Below are 24,989 nucleotides of genomic sequence, written 5' to 3'. Positions count from 1 at the left end.
AAGTGCATCTCACGGACGAGAGCTATCCCCAGAAACAGTAATAGGGGTCACGCCAGACCTCATCCACGAGTTCCGCCAAGTCTCCTGCTTCACGCATTGGCTCATACCCCTGCCACTTACCGCTAGCCCGAAACCAAAAAAGTTGCCAGACTTGCCGCGTTCGAACGTACCGAACCTTGACAATCGGGATCTCGATGATCTCGCCAGGATCGTCGTAAGCCGGTCTTGCAGAGTAGATCTCGATGGCCTGGCCCATCACTCGGTAGAGTATGGTCCCGCCAGACTTCACGTGAGTACCGTGGCGAGGTCTTAGAAGCCTCGCGATGGTCTTCTCGGCACGCTTACGTTCAATGTCGTTGAGCATTCACAGAGTTTAGCTCCACAGGTAGTGAAGCAACGCGTCGACACGGAACTCCCACCGTCCCCCTATGCCAAAGCCCGTGGCCGCGAGACGTCGACGAAGTCCTGGGGATCCACCCGGTTGTCGCGTGCAATGCGCTCGGACGAACAGAATCATAGAGGATTGCGCATCAGGAACGTGCGACCTTGGATGCAACGACCCTAGTAAGCCCTTCGCCCGCGAGCTAAAGTTCAGCCTTGGGCACACAGGGGAATGGAATGTCTGAGATGCGCCACTTATTATTTTCAGTGCCGGCCGACTGGAGCAATGACGACAAGGGGACTTTCTACGAGGAATTCATTGTCGAAATTCTCAAGCCGATGCGACTTAGAGCAGAGCAGCGGCTCAGAGTCACCGGTATGGAACTCGATATCTTAGCGAAAAGTGAGGATAGACCAACCACTATTTTGGTTGAATGCAAGGCTCATAGAGATCCAATATCAGCAGACGTAATTACCAAGCTCATGGGAAATGTTGTTTTCCGCAGAGCTGACCAAGGCTGGCTCTTCACCACCAGCGACTTAACCAAGGATGGCAAAGGGCTGTGGGATGAAATTCAACATGATCCAGAACACGCTCGAAAGTTCGTATGGTATTCCCCTACTCGCACCATAGATGTCTTAATTGATCAACGAACCATTGTTGATCCGCTCACCATTCTTCATCGCCTTGATGGTCAAGACATTGGAGACTGGAGCTTAGTAGTAACACCCGCCCGCCTTTCGTGGCTGGTTGAATTGCTTGAGGATGGAATTCCTACTCGTTATGCCGTCTTCGACGCGCGAACTGGGCACCCATCAAATCAGAAAGAAGCGCTGTCTGTAGCCCAAGCAGCGCCGAGGTACGCTGCCTTACAGCCACTGTCACTTGGCAGCGAAGTGGCAAAAAAGATCATTCCAGTTGTTAGAGCCCCAGTGGCCAGGGTAATCGCGGGAGATGCCTGGGAGGATCCTCGGCCAGCACGTCCAATTGACTTCGTTGGGCGGGATGACGTTATCAAAAGCATTTCGACGTTCATTGAACACGTGCGCGTCGGAGCAACCTCTACGCGCTCATTTTCAGTACTTGCGCCTAGCGGATGGGGTAAAAGTTCGCTCTCACTGAAACTGGTACATAAAGCCGGCTCGGGCAGCATTGGAAACGCTTCTATCACTGCCGTTGACTCTCGATCTGCCAGTAACGCGGCTTTCGTCGCGGAAGCCCTCCGCTTGGCGCTGAAAGACGCACTGAGTCGAGGTGCACCCAATAAGAAGAATGCACTCAAAATCCACAGCTTACGCGAACCTCTCGATTCACCCGATGTCCGTCGAGCAATCGAACAATTACGAGATTCAGGTAGAGTCGCCGTCTTACTTTTCGACCAGTTTGAAGAGCTGTTTGCCAAGGAAAGCTTATTTGAAGTATTCAACGCCGTCCGCGACCTGACTCTAGACATTGATTCCGCGCAAGCCCCCATCGTCTTAGGTTTCGCATGGAAGACCGATGTCTCCCTTCCCCAGCAACACCCTGCATATCATCTCTGGCATGAGCTGGCAGATCGTCGCAAGACATTCAAGGTGGGTGAGTTTGGGCGCGGCGAAATCGATCGTGTAATTTCGAAAGCTGAGAAAGCCATAGGGAAAAAATTGTCCCGGGCGGTACGCTCTCGCTTGGCCGAGCAATGCCAGGGATTGCCTTGGCTTCTCAAAAAACTCCTAGTTCATGTATTGCAACGAGTATCAACGCACGAATCTCAATATCTACTACTTGAACGAGAGCTAGATATTGAGCAGCTTTTTAAAGAAGACTTAGAACAGCTAAAAGACGAGCATCTTCGCTGTCTAAAGTTCGTTGCGGCCAAAGCACCGGTGCCGGTAGCCGAAGTAGAAGAGAGCTTCTCTCGAGACACGACAAACTTACTCATTAATCAGCATCTGCTGGTTAGGAGCGGCATGAACTACGTGATCTATTGGGATATCTTTAGAGACTACCTAATAGAAGAACGAGTTCCCCAGATTCCCTGGACCAGAACATTTCAACGAACACCGCCAGTCGGCGCAAGAGCACTGGACGTCTTAAAAAAGGAAGGCCCTCTATCTGCGGCGAGCTTGGCGTTGAGGCTGTCGTTGAAGGAAGGCCCGACATTCAATCTTCTGGGTGATTTAGTGGCACTACAGCTGGTTGACGCTGACGGCGCGGGAAATTACCAGCTACCAAGCCACCTGACAAATCTGTCGCCTACTGCGGTCGCTATTGTTGCTCGCAACCAACTTTCCAGGCACGTGGTTAATCGAGCAATCGAGCGCTCTTGGTCCAAAGATCAAATCGTCAGCTATGAAACGTGGATGCAATTCTTCGATGATCAGCAACCTAGAAATACCGTTTTTTCGGAAGCAACCTTGCGTCAGTACGCCGCGAATTTGAAGAGCTGGCTACTATTTGCGGGGCTGATAGAGTTGAGACCACGAGGGATAGGAAGGGCAGACGGCACCGGCGCGCAGTTGGGTGTTCTCGCATCGGGGAAGTCCATGGCTGGCCTATTTCTGGGTAGCGCATCACCAGCGCGCCTACAAGAACTATTGAAGAAAGTTCTTAGCGCAGGCCAAGTGAGCAAAGCTGAGCTAGAAACCATGAGGCTTCGGAATGCGGCCTCCGACGCCTCTGCTCTCGGACTAATCGACGCAAGCACTGATGTAATTGAACTGCAGGGCCGGTGGGATTCCGAAGTGGAACTCCTCAATAGGGCGAAAAAAGCGATCCTTCAGCAATCAATAGTTCAAATAGCCATCGAGTCGCTACGGCAAGCAAACGGGGATAGAGAGTTGGCCGGCGCGATGCTCGCGGAGGCCGTAGGAGCAAAATGGAAACCAGCATCCGCGATGCGCGTGCTTGGAGGCCTCACCAGATTTGCGACTTGGGCGGGCGAAGATAGGACGTCGAATGACGATGTCAATACCCAACGCAAACTCGGGTTCTGACCCTGCACCATGTCGCGGAACAGGCATTGGTTGCTGGTTAGAATCCGGCACGTATGTTTGTTCAGAATAAAACTCGTTGAAAAATCAACGAGTAACCCATTGATCTATAGGCCCCCTAAAAACCAATCCACTGGTTTGCAGTCCATAGGAGGGGAGAAAACAGAGAAAATTTGGCGAAATTTTCGCCAAATTGAGGGTTGTGGATATTTGACAAGTCCACAGGCCAACGACGAAAAGGCCGAAAATAAGGCCTTTTCACGAGGGACTGTGGCGGAGAGACGCGGTTTGACCGCGGGGGAATGGTGGGTCGTGATGGATTCGAACCATCGACCAGCGGATTAAAAGTCCGATGCTCTACCGACTGAGCTAACGACCCGATGCAGTGGCTGCAAGGCTCCGGACGCGCCGGAGCCGGGCATTCTAGCCCAGGACGGGGCCCGAGTCAGGCCCCTGCCCCGCGCCTGTTCAGACGTAGCGGGTCGGATCGGCCACGCCGGCGGCGTGGAAGCCTTCGGCGCGCAGGCGGCAGGCGTCGCAGTGGCCGCAGGCGCGGCCGGCGTCGTCGGCCTTGTAGCACGACACGGTCTGGCCGAAATCCACGCGTAGGCGCACGCCTTCGCGCACGATGTCGGCCTTGCTCAGGAACTGCAGCGGCGCGACCACGCGCAGCCCGGCGCCCTCGACCCCGGCCTTGGTGGCGAGGTTGGCCAGGCGCTCGAAGGCCTCGACGAACTCGGGCCGGCAATCGGGATAGCCGGAGTAATCGACCGCGTTGACGCCGCAGAAGATGTCGTTGGCGCCGAGCACCTCGGCCCAGCCGAGCGCGATCGACAGCATGATGGTGTTGCGCGCCGGCACGTAGGTCACCGGGATCGCGTCCTTGGCCGCGTCCTGGCCGACCGGGTGGCCGTCGTCGTCGAGCGGCACCTGGATGCTCTCGTCGGTCAAGGCCGAGCCGCCGATGCTGCGCAGGTCGACGCTGACGGTCTTGTGCGCGGCCGCGCCGATCGATTCGGCGATGCGCGCAGCGGCGTCGAGTTCGGAGGTGTGGCGCTGGCCGTAACGCACGCTCAGCGCGTGCACGACGAAACCCTGTTCGCGGGCAATGGCGGCGACGACGGCGGAGTCCATGCCTCCGGAGACGAGGACGACGGCTTTTTTCATTTCGACAAGACTCCGGCAGCGGGTTCGGCGGCAGGTGCGCCACCCGGCATATCAGGTTGATCAATAACTTAGGTGTTCCGGGCGAAGGCGCCGGCTTGGGCACCAGGCTTCGGCCGGCCCCGCGCGGGCGCGCCGCGGCAGTGCGGGGCTCCGAGGCGTCGCGGCGAAGCTCGGGCCCGTCGCGGGCGGCCCCGCAGCGGTGCGATCCCAAGCCAGGGGCCGCCGGACGCCGAGGCGCACGGGCGCCCGATGTCCCGCGCAAGGTTACCGCAACCGCGCCCGCGGCGTTCATGCCTGCCTTGGCCGGCTGCCAGGCGGATTCGTGGCCGCTTGCGGGTGCGTGCTCGCGGCATCGGCGCATCGATGTCGCCCCGCCCGGAACCGGCTTGCCCGGGCGCAAAGCCAGCCGCGCCGCCGGCGTGGGAAGTCCGACGCGCTTGTTGTGTCGCGACGACCCGACCCGTAGCCGCGCTCGCTTCAAGCGACGCCGGCGTGCCCCTCGCTGTCGGCGCGGCGAACAACCGCATCCGACCCGGCGCAAATGCGCGCACGCATCGCAGCATCCGTCGCAACGCGCGAACCCGAGCCCGCGCAACCTGCAAGCTTCGTCACGAGCGACTACCGATGAACCTCTCGAATCCGCGCACGCGCACACGCGAGCGCGCGAATCGAAAACCGCGGCCGCCATCGTTCATTTGTCGATGCGTGCGAAAAATTTCCGCTACGCCGCGCGCATTTCCTGCGTCGTTCGTCCATTGGAAAACTTTTTCATAGAAACCGTCGATAGCCACCATCGGAACAATCAATTTTTCCCGATGGCCACGCGGGCCTAATCATGGCGCCCATTCGAGCGAACGCTCGATCCGACGCAACCAGGGGCGAGCGCATGAGGCGGTATCCATTGCCGGCGACGATGATGTCCATCGCCATCGCGCTGTTCCCTGCCGTCGCCTCGTCGACCGGACCGGCGCCGTCGGCGCAGGAAGGCAAACAGCATTTCATCCGCTGCGCCGCGTGCCATTCGACGAATGCCGCCGACCGCTCGGCGACCGGTCCGCACCTCAACGGCATCGTCGGCCGCGCGGCGGCGTCGCTGCCGCACTTCGCTTATGCGAGCGAACTGCGCGGCCAGGATTTCAAGTGGAGCCCGGCCAGGCTCGACGCGTTCCTGGAGTCGCCGCGGACCACGCATCCGGGCATGTGTCCGACCTTCAACGGCCTGGCCAAGGCCGAACATCGCGCGGCGCTGATCGCTTACCTGCAACAGCCGGCCGACTGACCCGCCGCGGCCGACACCGCGACGATCGCGAGGCCGCGACCGCGGCATCTCGCGGAATTTTCCTGCCTGAAGGAGGCAACCATGCGCCACCCAATCGCCGTATCGATCCTGGCTTCGGCCATCATCGCCGTGTCGTCGACGCCGACCCCGTCGCACGCTGCGGCCGCGCCGGCCCAGATCCCCGCGCCGACCGCGCCGGCGGCGATGGGCAACCGCGACTGGTGGCCGCAGACGCTGGATCTGTCCGCGCTGCGCCAGCACGAGACGCAGTCCAATCCCTACGGCGCCGACTACGACTACGCCAAGGAGTTCGCCAGCCTCGACCTCGACGCGGTCAAGGCCGACATCCGCAAGACCCTGACCACCTCGCAGCCGTGGTGGCCGGCGGACTACGGCCACTACGGCCCGTTCTTCATCCGCATGGCCTGGCACAGCGCCGGCACCTATCGCGTCGGCGACGGCCGCGGCGGCTCAGACGGCGGCGAGCAGCGCTTCGACCCGCTCAACTCCTGGCCCGACAACGTCAGCCTCGACAAGGCGCGCCGGCTGGTGTGGCCGATCAAGCAGAAGTACGGACGCAAGCTGTCGTGGGGCGACCTGATGGTGCTGAGCGGCAACGTCGCGCTCGAGGACATGGGCTTCAAGACCCTCGGCTTCGCCGGCGGCCGCGTCGATGCCTGGCAGCCGGACGTGGTGTTCTGGGGGCCGGAAACCAAGATGATGACCGACCGGCGCCGCGACGCGAAGGGCAACCTCAAGGGCCCGCTCGCCGCGACCCAGATGGGCCTGATCTACGTCAACCCGGAAGGCCCCAACGGCAACCACGATCCGATGTCCGCCGCCGCCGACATCCGCCGCGCGTTCGGCAACATGGCGATGGACGACGAAGAGACGCTGGCGCTGATCGCCGGCGGCCACACCTTCGGCAAGGCCCACGGCGCGCACAGGCCGGAACAATGCGTCGGTGCCGAACCGTCCGCCGTGGGCGTGGAGAAACAGGGCCTGGGCTGGGAGAACAAGTGCGGCAAGGGCAATGCCGAAGACACCGTCAGCAGCGGGCTGGAAGGCGCGTGGTCGGCGAATCCGATCAAGTTCACCACCCAGTACCTCGACAACCTGCTCGGCTTCGATTGGGTCAAGACCAAGAGCCCGGCCGGCGCGACCCAGTGGATACCGACCGACGCGTCCGCGGCGCGGCTGGTGCCCGACGCGCACATCAAGGGCAAGACCCACGCGCCGATCATGTTCACCACCGACATCGCGATCAAGGAAGACCCCGGCTTCCGCAAGATCGCCGATCGCTGGCACGAGAATCCGCAGGAGTTCGCCGACGCGTTCGCGCGCGCGTGGTTCAAGCTCACCCATCGCGATCTCGGGCCGCAGGCGCGCTACCTCGGCAAGGACGTGCCCAGCCAGACCTTCGGCTGGCAGGACCCGCTGCCCAAGCCCGGCTTCGCTGCGCTCGGCGAGGCGGACCAGCGCGCGCTCAAGGCGCGGCTGCTGGCCTCGGGCCTGACCGCGCCGCAGTTGGTGCGCACCGCCTGGGCCTCGGCGTCGACCTTCCGCGGCACCGACATGCGCGGCGGCGCCAACGGCGCGCGCCTGCGGCTGGAACCGCAGCGCGGCTGGGCGGTCAACGATCCGGCCGAGCTGGCGCAGGTGCTGGGCAAGCTCGATGCGGTGCAGCGCGAGTTCGCGAAGTCCGGCAAGCAGGTCTCGCTGGCCGACCTGATCGTGCTCGGCGGCAACGCCGGCATCGAGCAGGCCGCGGCCAAGGCCGGCTACGCGGTGACGGTGCCGTTCGCGCCGGGCCGCGTCGATGCCGCGCAGGAGCAGACCGATGTCGCCTCCTTCGCTCATCTCGAACCCAAGGCCGACGGCTTCCGCAATTACTACACGGCCGCGGCCGGGCTCGATCCGGCCGCGGCGCTGGTCGACAAGGCCGACGCGCTCGATCTGACCGTGGCGGAGATGACGGCGCTGGTCGGCGGCCTGCGCGCGATCGGCGCCAACGCCGGCCGTTCGAACGCCGGCGTGCTTACCGCCACGCCGGGGCAGCTCGACAACGCGTTCTTCGTCAATCTGCTGTCGATGGACACGGTGTGGTCGAAGTCGGCCGCGGCGCCGGGTCTGTACGAAGGCAAGGACCGCGCGTCCGGCGCGGCGAAGTGGACGGCGACGCCGGTCGACCTGGTGTTCGGCTCCAACTCCGAACTGCGCGCGGTGGCGGAGGTTTATGCGTCCGACGACGCCAAGCGCAAGTTCGTCGACGACTTCGTCCGCGCTTGGGCCAAGGTCATGAACGCCGACCGCGGCTGAGCGGGCTTGGGCGAAAGGGCTCGGTCGGGCGGTACGCGCCCGACCGTGTCCGCGGGCCGCTTCGATGGTGGCTTGTTTGAGGGCATCGCAGCGGGAGCGATGCGATGCGCGCGGAGTTTCGCGCCGTCGTCCTGTGCAAGGGGCGGCGGCGCGAGAATGGTCGGCGCGTCGTGCGGGCGTCGGTCGTGGCACGGCGATCTGGCACAAAGGCGTCGGGCCTGAAGGCCCTCCCACAAGAGCACGCGGCGCCGGGCGGCTCAAGGTCTTTCCACAGGAGCGCGCAGCGTCGGGCCGCTCAAGGCCCTCCCACATGAGCGCGAAGCGCCGGAGCGCTCAGCGTCCGGGTTCGTCGTCCCAGAGGATCTTGTGCAGTTGCAGCTGGAAGCGCACCGGCAAGCGGTCGGCGACGATCCAGTCGGCGAGGTCGCGCGGGCGCACTTGGTGGAAACTCGGCGAGAACATCACCGCGCACACCGCGGTCAGGCCGTATTCGGCGACGATCGCCTTCGACCACTCGTAGTCCTCGCGGCTGCAGATCACGAACTTGATCTGGTCGCGCGCGCTCAGCAGCGCGAGGTTGCTCCACAGGTTGCGGTGCGCTTCCTTGGAGTCGGGGGTCTTGATGTCGAGCACGCGCGACACGCGCGGATCGACCGGGCCGATGTCGATCGCGCCGGAGGTCTCCAGCGAGACCTCGTAGCCGGCGTCGCACAAGCGCTTCAGCAGCTCGATGCAGCGCTTCTGCGCCAGCGGCTCGCCGCCGGTCACGCAGACGTGGCGGGCGCCGTGGCTGGCGACCTCGGCCAGGATCGACTCGTACGTCCACCACTCGCCGCCGTGGAAGGCGTAGGCGGTGTCGCAGTACTGGCAGCGCAGCGGGCAGCCGGTCAGGCGCACGAACACCGTCGGCCAGCCGATGCTGTCGGATTCGCCTTGCAGCGACAGGAAGATTTCGGTCAGCCGCAAGCGCTCGGAGGACGGCGCGGCGGCCGTCTCGGAGACAACGGCAGCGTTCACGATGGGACTCAGTTGCGCAGCCGGCTCAGCTGGATCGCGTTGAGGCGATCGGCGGCCGTGCGCGCGGCGTCGGTACCGGGATACCGGTTGGCCACGTCGGCGAGCGTGCGCTCGGCGGCGTCGACCTGTTTCAGCCCGAACTGGGCCAGGCCGACCTTGAGCAGGGCCCCGGCGGCCTTGTCGTGGGTCGGATAGCGGTCGAGCAGGGACTGGAACTGCTCCTGCGCGAGCTGGTAGTTCTGGGTGACGTAGTAGCTCTCGCCCAGCCAATACAGCGCGTTGGGCGTGTAGGTGCCGTTCGGGTGCGCGGCCAGGAATTCCTGGAACAGGCGCGCCGATTCGACGTACTGGCCGCCCTTGAGCGCGTTGAACGCGGCGTCGTAGGCCGCACGCTCGTCGCCGCCCTGGGCCAGCAGGCCCGGATCGCCGTGCACGCTGGGCGCGCTGTCCTTCACCGCCGGCGACGGCGGCGAAGGCTTGGCGGCGGACGCCTGCGGACCCGGCGCGGCGACGGCGGGCGCCCCGCTTTCGAGCCGGTTGAGGCGGTTGTCGGTGTCCAGGTATTGCGCCTTGCCCGATTCCTGCAGCTGGCGGTTCTGCTGCTGCAATTCCTCGACCTGCGCGCGCAGCGCCTGCATTTCCGACTTGAGCTGGTTGACCTGGTTGAGCAGGTCCATGTTGGCCTGGTTGTCGGACGCGCGCTGTTCCAGCACCGCGACCCGGTCGGCCAGGCTCGCGCGCTGGGCAAAAGCGGGCGTGGCGGCCGCAAGGGCCGCCACGACTGCCAAGGCTAGTACGAACTTGCGCTCTGCGGACTTCAGCATCGCGGGTCAGCCTCGTCTGGGTTGCTTCGGAAAGTCGAGCCGCCGATCACTTGGCGGTGTAGACGATCTCGACGCGACGGTTCTTGGCCCAGCAGTCTTCGTTCGAGTCGGTGCAGACCGGACGCTCTTCGCCGTAGGACACCACGGTGATCTGGCTGCCCGAGGCGCCGTTGGCCTGGATGGCCGACGACACGGCATTGCCGCGACGCTCGCCCAGGCCCAGGTTGTACTCGCGGCTGCCGCGCTCGTCGGCGTTGCCTTCCAGGGTCATGCGCGAGGACGGACGGTCGCGCAGGTACTTGGCGTGGCAGCCGACGATGGCCTGGAACTCCGGCTTCAGCGAATCCTGGTCGAGGTCGAAGTAGACCACGCGCTGGCGCAGGCAGGCATCGGTGTCCAGGTCGTTCGGGCCGTAGGCGCCGGAGGCGACCGGGCCGGTGCTGTCGCCGGGCTGGGTGGTGGTCGAACCCGGGCCGGTATCGGTCGGCGCGGTTTCCTTGACCTTCTTCGAGCAGGCGACGGCCGCGGTGCAGAGCACGGCGGCGAGCAGGATGCGGGCAGCGTTGTTCATGGGTATTCCTCGTCAGTGTGTAACGTGGGGCAGGAGTCGTTCGGGGAGCTGTTGCAGGCGTGGTGCTCGGCGCTACCGGCGCGGCTGCGAGCCGGCGCGATGAGGGCCCGCCGGCGCGTCAGCGCGGCAGGCGGTAGGGCCCCCAGGCCGGTTCGCGCACGTCGCCGTCGGCGAGCACCAGGCGCTGGCGCACCCGGGCATCGGCGGAAACGGCATAGAGCACGCCACGGCGTCCTTCGCGCGCAGCATAAATGATCATGGAGGCGTTCGGGGCAAAGCTCGGCGATTCGTCCAGCGAGCCCGGCGACAGGGTGCTCCACAGGGCGCCGCCGGTGCTGGAATCCATCATCGCGATCCGGTAGGTGTTGCCCGCGCCCTGGGCGGTGGCGATCTTCTTGCCGTCGAAGGACACGCTGGCGCTGGCGTTGTAGCTGCCCTGGAAGGTGACCCGGGTGGCGCTGCCGCCGCTGGTCGCGACCGAGTAGATCTGCGGCTTGCCGCCGCGGTCGGAGGTGAAATAGATCTTGTTGCCGTCGGCCGACCAGGTCGGCTCGGTGTCGATGCCGAAGTGGTTGGTCAGCTGGGTCAGCGCCTTGCTGCCGAGGTCCATCACGTAGATCTCGGGGTTGCCGCTGCGCGACAGGGTCAGGGCCAGGCGACGGCCGTCGGGCGAGAACGCCGGGGCGCCGTTGATGCCGCGGAACTTGGCCACCAGTTCGCGGCTGCCGGTGCCGATGTTCTGGATGTAGATCGAGGAATTGCCGCCCTCGAAGCTGACGTAGGCCAGGCGGTTGCCGTCCGGGCTCCACGACGGCGACAGCAGCGGCTCGGGCGAGCGCACCACGGTCTGCGGGTTGTAGCCGTCGGAGTCGGCGACCATCAGCGCGTAGTTGCTGCCGCGGCCGACGCCGGTCGCGGTGACGTAGGCGATGCGGGTGAAGAACGCGCCGCGCACGCCGGTGATCTTCTCATAGACCGCGTCGGCGACCTGATGGGCGACGTCGCGCATGGCGTTGGCGCGCGCGGTCAGGGCGAAGCCGAGCAGGCGCTGCTGCTTGCCCACGTCGTACAGCTCGTACTCGACCCGGTAGCTGCCGGCGCCGGCGTCGAGCACGCGGCCGACCACGATGAAGTCCTGGTTGAGCGCGCGCCAGTCGGGGAAGCTGATCTCGCTGCCGCGGGTCGGCTTGGCCGCCATCTGCTCGACCGGCAGGCCGCGGAACTGGCCGGAGCGGTTGAGGTCGTTGCGGACCACTTCGGCGATGTCGGTCGGCGGAGCCGCGCCGCCGCCCTGGTACGGCATGGGCACCACGGCGATCGGAGTGGCCGAAGCCAGGCCGCCGACGATGTCGATCTCCAACCCCTTCTGCTGGGCAGACGCGGCGAGGGGAAGCAGGACGGCGAGCAGCGTGGCCAGCCAGCGCAGGGGTCGTTTCATCGGCACTCCGTGAGAATCCAACGGGGGTTTGTTCAGGTTCGGCATTGTTAACGCTGTTGGGTGAACGTGGGCTCAAAACCCGGCGTCAATTTACGTTTCAGTGCGTTAGCGGCGTCCGGACGCGGGCGAATGGCGCACAAAACGTGCAGCGAACGCCCGCGATCGGCAGCAAGCGACGCAGCGGGGCAAGCGCCCTGCCCGCCCGGCCGCCCGTTCAGCCGACCGCCCGAAGCGGCACGGCACGGCGTGGCACGGCCGTGCGGCGGCGCGTTCGGCTGCCGCGTTCAGCGATCGCGCATGCGCTGCCACCAGCGCTTGAGCCGGCTCTCTTCCCGTTCCTTGGGATCGTCGGGTTCGGCCACGCGCAGGCTCAGCCGCAACACCGGCCGGAACACCTGCTGGTAGCCCTGGTACGGCAGCGGGCTGGCCGCGCGCGCGGCCGCCAGCAAGCTGTCGCGGCCGCCCGGGTCGAGGTCGCAGGGCTGGATCGTGCGCACCGACACCAGCTTGCCGCCCGGCGATTGGGTCAGCTCCAGCGTGCACGCGCTGTCGGCGGCGGCGCTGGCGGGCGCCTGCCAGTGCTGGCCGATGGCCTGGCGCAGCACTTCGTAGTAACGCAATTGGTTCTGCGGCAGGCAGTGCTCGGGCGTGTCGCAGGCGCGGCCGATCTCGGCCGCCAGGGCCGCCAGGGCCGGCATCGCGGCCAGGCCGGCGGCCACGGCGGCGATGCGCGCAAGCGAGCGGGCCGCGGCGCGCATCAGCGGTCCTCGGCGCGGAAGTTCAGGATCAGGCTGCGCTGGAACACGCTCTCGAAGCCGGCGTAGGGCAAGGGCTGGGCCTTGAGCACCGCGGCCTCGACCGAGCGTCGGCCGGCCTCGTCGTAGGCGCAGGGCTCGATCACTTCCACCGCGATCACCTGGCCGCCGGGCAACTGGCGGATGTTGAGCCGGCACGCCGCGCCGAGCGGAACCGAATCCGGGCGGGTCCACTTGTTCTTGATCGCCGACTGCAGCGCCGCCTGGTAGCGCGCGAGCAGGCCGGTGTCGGTGCCCTGGTTGCCGGCCTGCTGCGCCGGCGCGGTCGCCGCGGCGGTCTGGCTGGCCTGGCTGGCGCGGCGGTCGGCGAGCTGCTGCAGCTTCTGCTCGGCCAGGTTCTGCTCGCGCTGCAGGCGCGCGCGCTCGCGGCGGATCTCTTCGAGCTTCTTCTGCCGCTCGGCTTCCTGCTGCTCGGCCAGGCGCTGCTTCTGCTGCGCCTCTTCCTGGCGTTTCTGCTCGGTCAGGTCGACCTGCTCCTGGCGCGCCTTGGCGTCCTGCAGCTTCTTGTCCTCGGCCGGATTCGGCGTCGGCGTGTCGACCACCTGCTCCTGGCTGGTGGCGTCGGGCACCGGGATGAAGTCCTGTGGCGACTGCTGCTGCGGCGACACCGCATCCTGCGGCTTGGGCTCGGCGACCGGTTGCGGCAGCGGCTCGGCCTCTTCGGGCTCCGGCTCGGGCTGCGGCTGCGGGACCGGCTCGACCTTGCTGCGCAGGGTGCGCTGCATCGCCGCAGACAGGTCGCTCATCTCGGCCAGTTCGGTCGACACCGGCGAGCCGGCGGCCGACACCGCGCCGCTGTTCCAGTTCAGCAGCGCACTGACGATCAACGCCGCGATCAGCAGGCCGTGCAGCAGCACGACCAGGATCGCGGCCTGGACCGAGTCGGCGCGGGTCTCCCTCATTTCCTGCCCTTCTCGGGCTGGCTGATCAGGCTGACTTTCTCGACGCCGGCGCTCTGCAGGATGTTCATCGCATCCATGACCGGCTGGTAATTGGCGCGGCCGTCGCCGGCGATGTAGACCTGCAGCTTCTCTTTGTCGTTCTGCTTGACGATGGCGCCGACCTTGGCGGCCAGGTCCTGCGCGGTCACCGCTTCCTTGTTGCCGGCCTTGACCGTGAGGAAGAAATTGCCGGCTTCGTCGACCTGGACCACGACCGGATCGGTCTTGGTGTTGCTCGACTTGGCGTTGGACTTGGGCAGGTCGACGTCGACGCCGAGCGTCAGCAGCGGCGCGGTGACCATGAAGATGATCAGCAGCACCAGCATGACGTCGATGTACGGCACGACGTTGATGTCGGCCTTGAGCTTGCGCTTGTTGGGGCGGCGGATGGTGCCGGACATGGCGGGTTCCTCTGGTGGCGCCTGATCAGGCGGGGCGCGGCGCCGTCGTAGCGCCCGGCGCGCGCCCGCGGCGCGGGCTGTGCGGTGCGGAACGGATCGCCCGCATCACTCGTCCAGGTGGGCCTGCCGCTGTAGGATCGAGGAGAACTCCTCGGAGAACGCGTCGTAGCGCACCGCCAGCCGCTCCACGCCGGTGGCGAAGCGGTTGTAGGCCCACACCGCCGGGATCGCCACGAACAGGCCCATCGCGGTCGCCAGCAGCGCCTCGGAGATGCCCGGGGCGACGTCGGCGATGCCGACCTGCTTGGACGCGGAGACCAGCGAGTGCATCGTCACCATGATGCCGAACACGGTGCCGACCAGGCCGATGTACGGCGAGGTCGAGCCGATGTTGGCCAGCAGTTCCAGGTTGTGCTCTAGGCCGTCGACCTCGCGCGAGCCGGTCGCGCGCATGGCGCGCTGGGCGCCTTCGATCTGGGCGCGGGCGTCGACGCCGCGGCGCTGGCGCACGCGGTTGAACTCGCGGAAACCGGCCTCGAAGATCGCCTCCAGGCCGCCGATGTTGCGCGCCCGCTCGGTGGTGCCGGCGTAGAGCTTGGACAGTTCGGCGCCCGACCAGAAGCGTTCCTCGAAATGATCGGCCTCGGCCTTGGCGCGGCGGATCACCTTCCACTTGCGGAAGATGATGAACCACGAGGTCAGCGAGGCGACCACCAGCAGCGCCATGATGAACTGCACTGGCAGGCTGGCCTTGATCACCAGGTCCAGCAGGCTGAATTCCGCGGCGGCCTGGCCGGCGGCGGCGGCGCCCTGGGTCACCGCCTGGGTGGCTTCCTCCGGCAAGGCTTGCACAGTCGTGGCCAGAAGCGCGATCAGCGATGACGTCATGCTCGGTTCTCCGTCGCCCGGCGCGCGGGCTTGTGTGGGGCGTGCGGCGCGTCGGGAGTCAACGGGCCGCAGGGTGTCGTGGGGTTGAAGCGGTGGGGGGAAGCAGGTGGGGACGAAGCTGGGAATCGGGATGGCGCGGGTTTTACTACCGGGTGCGTGAAGCCGCCTGCAACGCGTCCGGTTACGGCGCTTCCTGCGCCTGCAGCTGCGCGTGCAGCGCCGGCGGGATCGGGCACGGGCGCAGGTGCTGCGCGTCGACCGCGGCGACCTTCACTTCGGCCTCGACCAGCCGCTGCGCGCCGCGCATCACCCGCTGGGCGAAGACCAGGCTGGCGCGGCGGCAGCGCACGAGCTGCACGGTGACCTGCAGTTCGTCGTCCAGCCGCGCGGGCGCGAGGAAGCCGATCTGCATGCCGGCGACCACGAACAGCAGCCCGTGCTCGCGGCGCAGGCCGTCCTGGGCGTAGCCCAGGGCGCGCACCCATTCGCTGCGCGCGCGCTCCATGAAGGCCACGTACTGGGCGTGGTACACCAGCCCGCCGGCGTCGGTATCTTCCCAATAGACGCGTGTCGGCCAACTGAATAAGCCGGGAACCGCGCCGGAACCCGGCTCGGGCGCGCTCATGCGCGATCTCCGCGCGGGCCGGCCGCGGCGGGCGTCGAAGCGGTCGCCATCAGAACAGTTCTCCCGGCTCGCCCGGCCGCTCGCGCGGGTCCAGGCCGAGGTGGCGGTAGGCGCGCGAGGTGGCCATGCGGCCGCGCGCGGTGCGGATCAGGTAGCCCTGCTGGATCAGGAACGGCTCGATCACGTCCTCGAGCGTGCCGCGTTCCTCGCTCAGCGCGGCCGCCAGCGACTCGACCCCGACCGGACCGCCGTCGAAGGAATCGATGATGATCTTGAGCAGGCGCCGGTCGAGGTCGTCGAAGCCTTCCGGGTCGACCTTGAGCATGGCCATCGCCGCATCGGCCACGGCGCGGTCGATGTGGCCTTCGGCGCGGACCTGGGCGTAGTCGCGCACCCGCCGCAGCAGCCGGTTGGCGATGCGCGGGGTGCCGCGCGAACGCTTGGCGATCTCGGCCGCACCCTGGGCCTCGCAGGCGATGCCGAGGATCTGCGCCGAGCGGCGCACGATCTTGGTCAGTTCCTCGGCGTTGTAGAACTCCAGCCGCTGGACGATGCCGAAGCGGTCGCGCAGCGGCGCGGTCAGCAGGCCGGCGCGGGTGGTCGCGCCGATCAGGGTGAACGGCGGCAGGTCGATCTTGATCGAGCGCGCCGCGGGGCCCTCGCCGATCATGATGTCGATCTGGTAGTCCTCCATCGCCGGGTACAGCACTTCCTCGACCAGCGGCGAGAGGCGGTGGATTTCGTCGACGAACAGCACGTCGTGCGGTTGCAGATTGGTCAGCAGCGCGGCCAGGTCGCCGGCCTTCTCGATCACCGGGCCGGAGGTCTGGCGCAGGTTGACGCCCAGTTCGTTGGCGATGACGTGGCTCAGCGTGGTCTTGCCCAGGCCCGGCGGACCGAAGATCAGCACGTGGTCGAGCGCCTCGCCGCGGTGCTTGGCGGCCTCGATGTAGATCTTGAGCTGCTCGCGCACCGGCTGCTGGCCGAGGTATTCGTCCAGGCGCTTGGGCCGGATCGAGGCCTCCAGGGCGTCGTCTTCGCGGGTGGCGCCGGAGCCGATGATGCGCTGATCGTTCATGCGGCTATGTTCGCATGGGACGGGGCGCGGGCGCAGTGGCGCGAGCCATCGGATCGACGCGGCACGCGCTGTGGACAAGTGCGCCGCCCCGCCGCGGCGCGAACCGCCGGGCGCCGGCCGCGGCTACTCCAGTTCGCCCCGGCGCAGGTCGGCGAAGAAGCGGTGGAAGTCGCGGGCGCGATAGTTCGCCACCAGTTCGCCGAAGTATTCGAAATACACGACCTCGGGTTCCTGCTGCGGACCGCGCTCGCGGTAGTCCAGGCACAGCAGCCATTCGATGTTGTGCGAGGCCAGGATCAACAGGCGCTCGCAGCCGGCGTAGTTGCGGACGAAGCCGTACAGCGCATCGCTGCCCTGAAAATCTGCGGCCCAGTCGGCCAGCGTGCGCAGGTCGGCGAGCGCGGCCACGCTGTCGCCGGGGACGACGCTTTCCCAGTCGTACAGGTGCCAGGACGGCTGACGCCGCAGCGGCGCCCAGACGAATTCGGTGCTGCCGCCGTCCTGGCGCAGGTACAGCGCGCGAAGCAGCGCGGGCAGGCGCAGGCCCAGGCGCGCTTCGGCGGCGGCGAGCGCGGCTTCGTCGGCCGGCGCGGCGGCGTCGGCCCAGTAGCCCGGGCCGCTCCAGAACGTGTCCAGGCTCGGCGGGCGCGGGTCGCAGCGCAGTCGTTGCCGCGGGTCGTGGCGCGCCTGCAGGGCCGGGTTCCAGTATTGGATTTCGACCAGGTCGGCCAGGAACGCGGTGTGATCGGGATACTCGCGCAGGCGCTGGCGCTGGTCGGTCAGCACGATGCGCGGTTCGCCGCCGGCGCTGTAGTCCAGGCAGAGAGTGCCGTTGTCCTCGCCCAGGGCGATAGCGATCAGACGGCTGTCGTCGGCGGCCAGCGCAGCGAAGGCGTCGTCGCGGTAGTCCTCGCGCCGGCGCAGCTCCGCCAGCGAGAACCACTCGGCCAGCGGCAGCAGCCGCGCGCGCGGAACCAGCCAGTCGGCATCGATCCAGTCTTCGCTGTGCAGCGACGCGGCCCGCGCCATCCGCACCGCGCCGCCGTCGTAGCGCGCGTACAAGGCGCGCAGCCACGGCGGCAGTTCGATCCCCAGCCGCGCCTGAGTCGCGGCGATGTCGTCGGCGCCGGCCGCGGCCTGGCCGAGGTTGCCGGCCTCGTCCCAGAACGTGTCCAGGCTCGGCGCGCGGCCATAGACGCGCCAGTCCAGGACGCTGCCGGCCATCTCAGATCTCGACCTGCGCGCCCAGCTCGACCAGGCGGTTGCCCGGTATGCGGAAGAACCCGGTCGCCGGCGCTGCGTTGCGGTGCATGAAGGCGAACAGGCGATCGCGCCAGATCGGCATGCCGCGGTGGCGGCTGGCGACCACGGTCTCGCGGCTGGCGAAATACGTGGTGTCCATCGGATCGAAGTAGATGCCGCCGGCGTCGCACGAGCGCATCAGCGCCAGCGGCACGTCGGGCACTTCCATGAAGCCGAAGCGGATCAGCACGCGGTAGAAGTCGTTGCCGATGGCCTCGATCTTGAGCCGCTTCTCCTTCGGCGCGTACGGCACGCCGAGGGTCTCCACGGTCAGGAACACGTTGCGCTCGTGCAGGACCTTGTTGTGCTTGAGGTTGTGCAGCAGCGCGTGCGGCACCACGCCCTTGTCGGCGGTCATGAAGATCGCCGTGCCCGGCACCCGCACCGGCGGCGCCAGCATCAGGCCTGGCAGGAAGCTGTCGAGCGAGATGCCTTCCTTGCGCACTTCCTCGTGCAGCAGTTCGCGGCCGCGGCGCCAGGTGCGCAGCAGGGTGAACACGATCAGGCCCAGCGCCAGCGGGAACCAGGCGCCGTCGAAGAACTTGGCGCCGTTGGCGATGACGAAGCCGACGTCGACCACGAAGAACAGCACGCACAGCGGCAGCACCCACTTGCGCCAGCGCGGCCACAGCGCACGCGCGACCAGGGCCAGCAGCAGGGTGTCGATCAGCATCGTCGCCGACACCGAGATGCCGTAGGCGGTGGCCAGCGCGGTCGAGCTGCGGAACGCCAGGACCACGGTGATGACCGCGATCGCCAGGATCCAGTTGATGTACGGCACGTAGATCTGGCCGATGGTGCTCGACGAGGTGTGCTTGATCTGCATGCGCGGGATGTAGCCCAGCTGCATGGCCTGGCGCGACACCGAGTAGGCGCCGGTGATGACCGCTTGGGAGGCGATCACCGCGGCCATCGTCGCCAGCACGATCATCGGGTACAGCGCCCACGACGGCACCGATTCGAAGAACGGGTTGACCACCGCGCGCGGATGGTTGAGCACGAACGCGCCCTGGCCGAGGTAGTTCAGCATCAGGCTCGGCAGCACCATGATGTACCAGGCGTAGCGGATCGGCTTGGCGCCGAAGTGGCCCATGTCGGCGTACAGCGCCTCGCCGCCGGTCACCGCCAGCACCACCACGCCCAGGATCAGCACCGACTGCGCGCCGTGTTCGATGAAGAAGCGCACGCCCCACATCGGGTTGAGCGCCCTGAGCACTTCCGGGCCCTGGATGATGTTGTAGACGCCGATCGCCGCGAGCGACACGAACCAGATCATGGTGATCGGCCCGAACACCTTGCCGACCTTCTCGGTGCCGAAGCGCTGGGCCAGGAACACCATCACCAGGATCAAGACGGTGATCGGCACGATGAAGCGGTGCAGGCCGGGCGCGGCGACCTCCAGGCCCTCGACCGCGCCGAGCACCGAGATCGCCGGGGTGATGACGCTGTCGCCGAAGAACAGCGAGGCGCCGAAGATGCCGAGGATGCCGACCACGTACGCCGAGCGCCCGCCCTTGGCCAGCGTGCGCTGGGCCAGGGTCATCAGCGCCATGATCCCGCCTTCGCCGTCGTTGTCGGCGCGCATGATGATGGTGACGTACTTGACCGTCACCACGATCATCAGCGCCCAGAACACCAGCGACAGGATGCCGAGCACCGTGTCGTGGTTGCTGGTGAGGTGGAAGTGCGGCGAGAACGCTTCCTTCAGCGTGTACAGCGGGCTCGTGCCGATGTCGCCGAAGACGACGCCAATCGCGCCGACGACCAGCCCGGGAAGCCCCTGTTTGGGCCCGTGATGGCCTGAGCCGTGTCCGTTCGCGCCGTCGTGGCCGTGAGCGTGCTTGGCGTGCTTGTCGGAAGAGGGAACGGTAGAAGACATTGTCGTCAGATTCCGGGCGGTGTCCGCCGTGGGCTCAACGCAGCGCGGACTGTAGCGCCTTGCGGATGATGGCGGCGGCATCGTCGCCGGCGGCGGTGGCCTCGCGGGCCATGCGCGCGGCTTCGGCCGGCTTGTAGCCCAGTTGCTGCAGGGCGATCACGGCTTCGCTCTGCGGATCGGCCGGCAGGCCGCCGCTGGGCAGGGTCGCGCCGGCGCCGATGAGGTCGGCGGCGCGGTCGCGCAGTTCCACCACCATGCGCTCGGCGGTCTTCTTGCCGATGCCGGGGATGCGGGTCAGCGCGGTGACGTCGCCGGCCTGGACCTGGCGCGCGAACTCGTCCACCGACACGCCCGAGAGCACCGCCAGCGCGATCTTGGCGCCGATCCCGCTGACCTTCTGCACGTCGCGGAACAGCCGGCGCTCGCTCTCGCGCAGGAAGCCGTACAGCGAAACGCTGTCTTCCTTCTGCGCGTAATGGGTGAACAAGGCGACCTCGCGGCCGACGTCGGGCAGGTCGTAGAACGTGCTCATCGGCGCTTCGAGCTCGTAGCCCACGCCATGCACGTCGACCACCAGCCACGGCGGCTGCTTGTGCGCCAGGATGCCTTTGAGGCGACCGATCACGATGCGACTCCGAAAAGACCATGCCGCGCGCCATGACCGGCGCGCGGCGAAACGAGGAAGAAAGAGGAAGAAACGCGCGGACGGCTACGAAGGACAACGCGGTCGCGCGCGCGGGTCCCTACCCCGCGCGCCGCGCACGACGCGGCAACGACCCGGACGGCGGCCATCTCAGGCGCCGCGCCTGCGCAGCTGGTGGGTGGCGATGCCGGTGCGCTGGGCCGTGGCGCTCATATGGGCATGGGTCAGCGCGACCGCAAGCGCGTCGGCGGCGTCGGCCTGCAGCTTCACTTCGGGCAGATTCAGCAACAGCCGCACCATGTGCTGGACCTGCTGCTTGTCGGCGGCGCCGCGGCCGACCAGCGACTGCTTGATGACCCGCGGCGGGTACTCGCTGATCGGGATGCGCCGGCGCACCACCGTGGCCAGGGCGGCGCCGCGGGCGTGACCGAGCTTGAGCGCGGAGGTCGCGGACTTGTCCATGAACACCGTCTCGATCGCGACCTGGGTCGGCGCGAACTCGTCCAGCGCCGCTTCCAGGCCCTCGCACAGCAGGCCCAGGCGCGAGGGGAAGTCCTCGGCGTCGAGCAGCTTGAGCGCGCGCGCGGCCACGTAGGTGCAGCGGCCGTCGGCGGCGACGTCGATCACGCCCAGGCCGGTGCGCTGCGAGCCGGGGTCGATGCCCAGGATGCGCACGCTGGCCGCGGTGGGGCTGCGGGTTGCGATGGGGCTGCGGGTTGTGGAAGTCGCCATCGGCTAGCGCTGGCGCAGCGCGGTGCCCGGGGCGGTCGCGCGCTCGGCGCGGCCGCGGCCCTGGGCGCCGCGGCTACGCATACGCGTCCTCGCCGAGGTCGGCGTTGGAATAGACGTTCTGCACGTCGTCCATGTCTTCCAGCCAGTTGAGCAGCTTGACCACCTGCTGGGCGGTCTCGCCGTCCACGGCGCTGGTGTTGTCGGCTCGGAAGGTCACTTCGGCCTGGCCGGGCGCGAGGCCGGCGGCTTCCATCGCCGCCTTGACCACGGCGAAGGCGTCGGGCGCGGTCAGCACGTCGATCGAGCCGTCGTCGGGATAGACGATCACGTCGTCGGCGCCGGCGTCGATGGCGACCTCGGTGATCTTCTCTTCGTCCGAACCGGCCTCGAACCACAGCACGCCGCGCTTGGCGAACATGAAGGACACCGAGCCGTCGGTGCCGAGGTTGCCGCCGAACTTGCTGAAGGCGTGGCGCACGTCGGCCACGGTGCGGACCTTGTTGTCGGTCAGGCAGTCGACGATCACCGCCACGCCGCCGGGGGCGTAGCCCTCGTAGCGCACTTCCTCGTATTCCACGCCTTCCAGCGCGCCGGTGGCCTTCTTGATCGCGCGCTCGATCACGTCCTTGGACATGTTCGCCGACAGGCCCTTGTCGACCGCGGTGCGCAGCGCCGGATTGCCGTTGGGATCGCCGCCGCCGCGGCGCGCGGCCACGGAGATCTCGCGGATGATCTTGGTGAAGATCTTGCCGCGACGCGCGTCTTCGGCGTTCTTGCGTGCTTCGATCGACGGACCTCTACCCATGGCGTTACCGGCTTGTGTCTGGAAAGCGGGCGATTTTACCCGATCGGTCCTGGTCGCGGACTCGAAAACGCGTTCCGCCGGGCGGCGGCGAACGCCCGTGCGCCGGGCCGGCCGCTCAGTCGCCGAAGCGGCCGCGACGGAAGAAGGCCTCGGTCATGCGCGCGGCCTGCGCCGAGAACAGCAGGCCGCTGTGGCTGGCCGGGATGACCGCGTGCGCGGCCAGCCCCGCCAGGCGGGTCTCGGCGACCGCGACGGTGCCGTCGCTGTCGCCGTCGAAACGGCCGAACCAGCGCCCCAGCCCGTGCGGGGTGCGGCCGGCGATCAAGCCGACCTGGGCCTGGCCCTGCCACGGCGGGCAACCCTCCAGCAGCAGCGCGGCGGCGCGGCCGAGCATCGGCGCGCTCCAGGCGTGGCGCGACAGGCCGTCGGCGGCGGCGCTGCCGAGCAGCGGCGAGCCCAGGCACACCACCCGCCGCACCGGCAGGTCGGGATGCTGTTGCAGGGCGCGCAGGGTCATCAGGCCGCCCAGGCTGTGGGCGAGCACGTGCGCGGGCGCGCGGCGCAGGCTGTCGACCAGCTTCGGCACGACCGCGTCCGGACCGGCGGCAGCGCCGGCATAGGCGAAGGTCTCGGGCTGGAAGCCGGCCGCGGCCAGGCGCGCGCCGAGCCAGGCCATCGACACGCCGGGCATCCAGATGCCGTGCAACATCACGATCCTGCGGAGATTCGGCGTTCGGGCCATGGCCTGCGGCGGTGAGCGGGGACCCGGTCACTATCGGGTCGGCGCCGGCGGGGGCCAAGGGGGGCCGGCGCGGGCGGCGGGCGGGCGCTCAGCTGCGGGTGGGCGGCGGTAGCGCGAAGCCAGGCTGTCACGGAAGTCGCGCGGGCGGCGCGGTTACAATCGTTCAGCCAAGCCGTACCGGCTTCACGGTTCGACGCGGCCCAACCAGGCCCGCGTCTCGACCCAGCCCCGCCCCGGGCAGCCGGGCGAGCCGCCCTGCCAGGGCAGTCAAGCCCTGTCGATGCGATATCCGTCATGAAAATGCGATGGATGTCATCGAAAGACAAATGTGAAACAGGCTGGCACTCATATTGTGACACCGTGCAAATATTGCACGGCGCCCGCATCGCAGGATGCGCGCCACCCGCCGCCGACGGTACCCCGCATGGCCCCGCGCTCCCCCGCCCTGCCCATCGCCAACGTGCTCGCCTCGGCGCTGCTCGCGGCGGTGGCGATGTACACGGTGGCGCCGGTGTCCTGCGCCCAGCCCGGCCATCCCGGACCGCTGCACCCGGTGCACATGTTCCTCGACCGCGCCGGCGCCCGGCTGGAGCGCAGCTACCCGCAGTTGATGCAGTGGTCGCCGGCGCGCTGGGTCTCGCCGCGCCGGATCGACTGCCGCTGCACCCAGCCCGTCGCGCCGGCGGCGCCGGCGCCGGCCGCCGCCGCGCTGCGCTGGCCCGGCCCGCTGCGCCAGGCCGTACAGGCGCTGCCCTGGGCCGGCTGAACCGACGCGGCCCGCGTCGCGTTTCGCAGCGGCCGCGGCGCACATAAGCGCGAAACATCATGTAACCGCGGCGCGGACCGCGGCCGATCCGCGTGCGCTATCACGTTCGCGCGCGCGGGCGCCCCACTAGATTCGCGCGGCGCCCGGCGTGGGCGCGCACCATGGAGCGGTTATGAATCGATCCTCGTGGTTCCTGGCGCTGGCAGTGGCGCTCGCGCCGATGCTGGCCGCGCAGGCGGCCCCGCCGCGGGTCAGCAACGGTCTGGTCGGCGAATGGCACCTGGACCTGTCCGGCACCAGCGCCCCCGACACCAGCGGCTACGGCCGCAACGGCAGCGTGATCGGCGGCGCGGCCTCGTCCTGGGGCTGGCTCGGCAGCGCCGCCGACCTCAGCGGCGGCAAGTACATCGAAGTGCCGAACTCGGCCAACCTCAACGTCGGCACCGGCAGCTTCACCGTCGCCGCCTGGGTGCGGCTGGCCGCGCCGGGCTCGTCGGGGGTCAAGACCCTGATCGAGAACCGCGGCGACGGCAGCGGCCGCGGCTATTCGTTCGGCATCGACCAGGGCCGCAACGTGCTGTTGCAGCTCAACGACGGCAGCACGTGGGGCAACTACGTCTCCGACGGCAGCGTGAGCCTCGCGGCGAACCGCTGGCACCACATCGCCGCGGTGGTCAACCGCAGCAGCGCGCCGTACACGATCTCGTTCTACGTCGACGGACGCCGCGCCACCGGCCAGCCGACGCCGATGGCCGGCAACCTCGACAACACCACCCGGCCGTTCATGATCGGCGGGCACATCAGCTCGCCTTCGTACCGCTTCAACGACCGCGCCGACGAAGTGCTGGTCTACAACCGCGCGCTGCCGGCCGACGCCAGCGGCGGCCTGGGCGACATCATGTTCCCCGGCCGCACCAACTATCAGCCGACCTACTGGAACGACGGCGGCACCCGCCAGCGCTACAACAATTGCTACAACTACGCCAACGGCCGCGCCACCAACACCTTCGCCCAGCCCGGCCGCGCCGCCAGCGCGCAATACAGTTCGCTGAGCTGCGCGGCGGTGCGCGCCGCGGCCGAGCGCGACGGCCTGGAGCCGGTCGCCGACACCGCGATCAACGCCGCCAGCTACAAGAACATCGCCGCGCTGGTGGTGGCGCCGGGTTACGACTATCACTGGTACCGCCGCGACGCCAACGGCAAGTGGACCCACAAGCCCGGCCAGACCGCGGCCACCAACCGCGACAATTCCGGCAACGAGATCGGCGATCCGCGCACCGCCAACCGCGGGCCGTACTCGGATTTCTGCGGGTTCTACCGGGTCTGGTCGGACAGCATCGAGGGGAGCGGCCATGAGCAGATCAACTGAGCCCGTCCCCGCGTCCATCGCCCGCGGTCAAGGA

Annotated in this window: 23 protein-coding genes and 1 tRNA gene; 5 read left to right on the top strand and 19 right to left on the bottom strand. The window is 67.6% G+C overall.

The window, feature by feature from the left end; all coding sequences use genetic code 11:
* Window positions 1-22: 22 nt before the first annotated feature.
* On the bottom strand, window positions 23-364 hold the full coding sequence (locus tag RDV84_RS26375) for a DUF3024 domain-containing protein (RefSeq protein ID WP_425606269.1): 342 nt from the start codon (window positions 362-364) through the stop codon (window positions 23-25).
* A 254-nt stretch (window positions 365-618) separates the two neighbouring features.
* Between RDV84_RS26375 and RDV84_RS12740 the strand changes: the two genes are divergently transcribed.
* Window positions 619-3,357, top strand: coding sequence for an nSTAND1 domain-containing NTPase (locus RDV84_RS12740; protein ID WP_309153600.1), 2,739 nt, complete (start codon window positions 619-621; stop codon window positions 3,355-3,357).
* 300 nt (window positions 3,358-3,657) lie between these two features.
* Here the strand turns inward: RDV84_RS12740 and RDV84_RS12735 are convergent.
* Together RDV84_RS12735 and queC are read right to left on the bottom strand one after the other, a co-directional pair.
* Window positions 3,658-3,733, bottom strand: a tRNA-Lys gene (locus tag RDV84_RS12735).
* Between the two features lie 89 nt (window positions 3,734-3,822).
* Window positions 3,823-4,521, bottom strand: a complete 699-nt coding sequence (gene queC, locus RDV84_RS12730) for a 7-cyano-7-deazaguanine synthase QueC (RefSeq protein WP_309153599.1) — start codon at window positions 4,519-4,521, stop codon at window positions 3,823-3,825.
* 916 nt (window positions 4,522-5,437) lie between these two features.
* On the opposite strand from queC, the gene RDV84_RS12725 reads away from it, so the two are divergent.
* Complete coding sequence (locus tag RDV84_RS12725) at window positions 5,438-5,800, top strand: c-type cytochrome (protein WP_197414756.1); 363 nt, start codon at window positions 5,438-5,440, stop codon at window positions 5,798-5,800.
* A 204-nt stretch (window positions 5,801-6,004) separates the two neighbouring features.
* The gene (gene katG / locus RDV84_RS12720; protein WP_309153724.1) at window positions 6,005-8,119 is read left to right on the top strand and encodes a catalase/peroxidase HPI; all 2,115 of its coding nucleotides are present in this window, start codon (window positions 6,005-6,007) and stop codon (window positions 8,117-8,119) included.
* A gap of 333 nt (window positions 8,120-8,452) precedes the next feature.
* Here katG and queE read toward each other — a convergent pair whose 3' ends face one another.
* The 16 genes from queE to RDV84_RS12640 all read right to left on the bottom strand — a co-directional run bounded on the left by queE (window position 8,453) and on the right by RDV84_RS12640 (window position 22,787).
* Window positions 8,453-9,136: a 7-carboxy-7-deazaguanine synthase QueE gene (gene queE / locus RDV84_RS12715; RefSeq protein ID WP_309153598.1), complete on the bottom strand. Its 684-nt coding sequence runs from the start codon at window positions 9,134-9,136 to the stop codon at window positions 8,453-8,455.
* Window positions 9,137-9,144: 8 nt separating this feature from the next.
* Entirely contained in the window at window positions 9,145-9,960 is an 816-nt protein-coding gene (gene ybgF, locus RDV84_RS12710; protein ID WP_309153597.1) for a tol-pal system protein YbgF, read from the bottom strand.
* A gap of 46 nt (window positions 9,961-10,006) precedes the next feature.
* On the bottom strand, window positions 10,007-10,531 hold the full coding sequence (gene pal, locus RDV84_RS12705) for a peptidoglycan-associated lipoprotein Pal (RefSeq protein ID WP_057948743.1): 525 nt from the start codon (window positions 10,529-10,531) through the stop codon (window positions 10,007-10,009).
* A gap of 118 nt (window positions 10,532-10,649) precedes the next feature.
* Complete coding sequence (gene tolB, locus RDV84_RS12700) at window positions 10,650-11,969, bottom strand: Tol-Pal system beta propeller repeat protein TolB (RefSeq protein ID WP_057948744.1); 1,320 nt, start codon at window positions 11,967-11,969, stop codon at window positions 10,650-10,652.
* A 284-nt stretch (window positions 11,970-12,253) separates the two neighbouring features.
* The gene (locus tag RDV84_RS12695) at window positions 12,254-12,727 is read right to left on the bottom strand and encodes a hypothetical protein (protein WP_309153596.1); all 474 of its coding nucleotides are present in this window, start codon (window positions 12,725-12,727) and stop codon (window positions 12,254-12,256) included.
* Window positions 12,727-13,686 carry a cell envelope integrity protein TolA gene (gene tolA / locus RDV84_RS12690; RefSeq protein ID WP_057948746.1) on the bottom strand — a complete coding sequence of 320 codons (960 nt, stop codon included), beginning with the start codon at window positions 13,684-13,686 and terminating at the stop codon, window positions 12,727-12,729. The genes RDV84_RS12695 and tolA overlap by 1 nt, the downstream gene beginning before the upstream one ends.
* Window positions 13,683-14,126, bottom strand: coding sequence for a protein TolR (gene tolR, locus RDV84_RS12685; protein ID WP_057948747.1), 444 nt, complete (start codon window positions 14,124-14,126; stop codon window positions 13,683-13,685). The genes tolA and tolR overlap by 4 nt, the downstream gene beginning before the upstream one ends.
* Window positions 14,127-14,231: 105 nt before the next feature.
* Window positions 14,232-15,014 carry a protein TolQ gene (gene tolQ, locus RDV84_RS12680; RefSeq protein WP_057948748.1) on the bottom strand — a complete coding sequence of 261 codons (783 nt, stop codon included), beginning with the start codon at window positions 15,012-15,014 and terminating at the stop codon, window positions 14,232-14,234.
* Between the two features lie 181 nt (window positions 15,015-15,195).
* Window positions 15,196-15,639 carry a tol-pal system-associated acyl-CoA thioesterase gene (gene ybgC, locus RDV84_RS12675; protein ID WP_309153595.1) on the bottom strand — a complete coding sequence of 148 codons (444 nt, stop codon included), beginning with the start codon at window positions 15,637-15,639 and terminating at the stop codon, window positions 15,196-15,198.
* 49 nt (window positions 15,640-15,688) lie between these two features.
* The gene (gene ruvB, locus RDV84_RS12670) at window positions 15,689-16,717 is read right to left on the bottom strand and encodes a Holliday junction branch migration DNA helicase RuvB (protein WP_078995536.1); all 1,029 of its coding nucleotides are present in this window, start codon (window positions 16,715-16,717) and stop codon (window positions 15,689-15,691) included.
* A gap of 123 nt (window positions 16,718-16,840) precedes the next feature.
* Window positions 16,841-17,941, bottom strand: coding sequence for an SMI1/KNR4 family protein (locus tag RDV84_RS12665; protein ID WP_309153594.1), 1,101 nt, complete (start codon window positions 17,939-17,941; stop codon window positions 16,841-16,843).
* Window position 17,942: 1 nt separating this feature from the next.
* Window positions 17,943-19,898 (bottom strand): potassium transporter Kup, encoded by a 1,956-nt coding sequence (locus tag RDV84_RS12660; protein WP_078995538.1) that lies wholly within the window; start codon window positions 19,896-19,898, stop codon window positions 17,943-17,945.
* 34 nt (window positions 19,899-19,932) lie between these two features.
* Window positions 19,933-20,523 (bottom strand): Holliday junction branch migration protein RuvA, encoded by a 591-nt coding sequence (gene ruvA / locus RDV84_RS12655; protein ID WP_057948752.1) that lies wholly within the window; start codon window positions 20,521-20,523, stop codon window positions 19,933-19,935.
* A 168-nt stretch (window positions 20,524-20,691) separates the two neighbouring features.
* Window positions 20,692-21,273, bottom strand: a complete 582-nt coding sequence (gene ruvC / locus RDV84_RS12650) for a crossover junction endodeoxyribonuclease RuvC (protein WP_078995539.1) — start codon at window positions 21,271-21,273, stop codon at window positions 20,692-20,694.
* Between the two features lie 73 nt (window positions 21,274-21,346).
* Window positions 21,347-22,078 carry a YebC/PmpR family DNA-binding transcriptional regulator gene (locus RDV84_RS12645; protein ID WP_309153593.1) on the bottom strand — a complete coding sequence of 244 codons (732 nt, stop codon included), beginning with the start codon at window positions 22,076-22,078 and terminating at the stop codon, window positions 21,347-21,349.
* Window positions 22,079-22,193: 115 nt separating this feature from the next.
* Window positions 22,194-22,787 carry an alpha/beta fold hydrolase gene (locus RDV84_RS12640; protein ID WP_241833609.1) on the bottom strand — a complete coding sequence of 198 codons (594 nt, stop codon included), beginning with the start codon at window positions 22,785-22,787 and terminating at the stop codon, window positions 22,194-22,196.
* 457 nt (window positions 22,788-23,244) lie between these two features.
* Here RDV84_RS12640 and RDV84_RS12635 point away from each other — a divergent pair, with 457 nt between their 5' ends.
* Window positions 23,245-23,586, top strand: coding sequence for a hypothetical protein (locus tag RDV84_RS12635; RefSeq protein WP_057948756.1), 342 nt, complete (start codon window positions 23,245-23,247; stop codon window positions 23,584-23,586).
* Between the two features lie 172 nt (window positions 23,587-23,758).
* On the top strand, window positions 23,759-24,955 hold the full coding sequence (locus RDV84_RS12630; protein WP_250449322.1) for a LamG domain-containing protein: 1,197 nt from the start codon (window positions 23,759-23,761) through the stop codon (window positions 24,953-24,955).
* The last annotated feature ends 34 nt before the right edge of the window (window positions 24,956-24,989 follow it).

It is taken from the genome of Lysobacter yananisis, assembly GCF_031199375.1.
Lineage (GTDB): Bacteria > Pseudomonadota > Gammaproteobacteria > Xanthomonadales > Xanthomonadaceae > Lysobacter > Lysobacter yananisis.
Note: the sequence above shows the minus strand (reverse complement) of the source record. Positions and strands in the feature narration are given on the sequence as shown.

Bases quoted from the DNA above. Each gene is read 5' to 3' on its own strand.
- RDV84_RS26375 (WP_425606269.1), bottom strand. From the start codon at position 364: ATGCTCAACGACATTGAACGTAAGCGTGCCGAGAAGACCATCGCGAGG.
- RDV84_RS12740 (WP_309153600.1), top strand. From the start codon at position 619: ATGTCTGAGATGCGCCACTTATTATTTTCAGTGCCGGCCGACTGGAGC.
- queC (WP_309153599.1), bottom strand. From the start codon at position 4,521: ATGAAAAAAGCCGTCGTCCTCGTCTCCGGAGGCATGGACTCCGCCGTC.
- RDV84_RS12725 (WP_197414756.1), top strand. From the start codon at position 5,438: ATGTCCATCGCCATCGCGCTGTTCCCTGCCGTCGCCTCGTCGACCGGA.
- katG (WP_309153724.1), top strand. From the start codon at position 6,005: ATGGGCAACCGCGACTGGTGGCCGCAGACGCTGGATCTGTCCGCGCTG.
- ybgF (WP_309153597.1), bottom strand. From the start codon at position 9,960: ATGCTGAAGTCCGCAGAGCGCAAGTTCGTACTAGCCTTGGCAGTCGTG.
- pal (WP_057948743.1), bottom strand. From the start codon at position 10,531: ATGAACAACGCTGCCCGCATCCTGCTCGCCGCCGTGCTCTGCACCGCG.
- tolB (WP_057948744.1), bottom strand. From the start codon at position 11,969: ATGAAACGACCCCTGCGCTGGCTGGCCACGCTGCTCGCCGTCCTGCTT.
- RDV84_RS12695 (WP_309153596.1), bottom strand. From the start codon at position 12,727: ATGCGCGCCGCGGCCCGCTCGCTTGCGCGCATCGCCGCCGTGGCCGCC.
- tolA (WP_057948746.1), bottom strand. From the start codon at position 13,686: ATGAGGGAGACCCGCGCCGACTCGGTCCAGGCCGCGATCCTGGTCGTG.
- tolR (WP_057948747.1), bottom strand. From the start codon at position 14,126: ATGTCCGGCACCATCCGCCGCCCCAACAAGCGCAAGCTCAAGGCCGAC.
- tolQ (WP_057948748.1), bottom strand. From the start codon at position 15,014: ATGACGTCATCGCTGATCGCGCTTCTGGCCACGACTGTGCAAGCCTTG.
- ybgC (WP_309153595.1), bottom strand. From the start codon at position 15,639: ATGAGCGCGCCCGAGCCGGGTTCCGGCGCGGTTCCCGGCTTATTCAGT.
- ruvB (WP_078995536.1), bottom strand. From the start codon at position 16,717: ATGAACGATCAGCGCATCATCGGCTCCGGCGCCACCCGCGAAGACGAC.
- RDV84_RS12665 (WP_309153594.1), bottom strand. From the start codon at position 17,941: ATGGCCGGCAGCGTCCTGGACTGGCGCGTCTATGGCCGCGCGCCGAGC.
- RDV84_RS12660 (WP_078995538.1), bottom strand. From the start codon at position 19,898: ATGTCTTCTACCGTTCCCTCTTCCGACAAGCACGCCAAGCACGCTCAC.
- ruvC (WP_078995539.1), bottom strand. From the start codon at position 21,273: ATGGCGACTTCCACAACCCGCAGCCCCATCGCAACCCGCAGCCCCACC.
- RDV84_RS12645 (WP_309153593.1), bottom strand. From the start codon at position 22,078: ATGGGTAGAGGTCCGTCGATCGAAGCACGCAAGAACGCCGAAGACGCG.
- RDV84_RS12640 (WP_241833609.1), bottom strand. From the start codon at position 22,787: ATGTTGCACGGCATCTGGATGCCCGGCGTGTCGATGGCCTGGCTCGGC.
- RDV84_RS12635 (WP_057948756.1), top strand. From the start codon at position 23,245: ATGGCCCCGCGCTCCCCCGCCCTGCCCATCGCCAACGTGCTCGCCTCG.
- RDV84_RS12630 (WP_250449322.1), top strand. From the start codon at position 23,759: ATGAATCGATCCTCGTGGTTCCTGGCGCTGGCAGTGGCGCTCGCGCCG.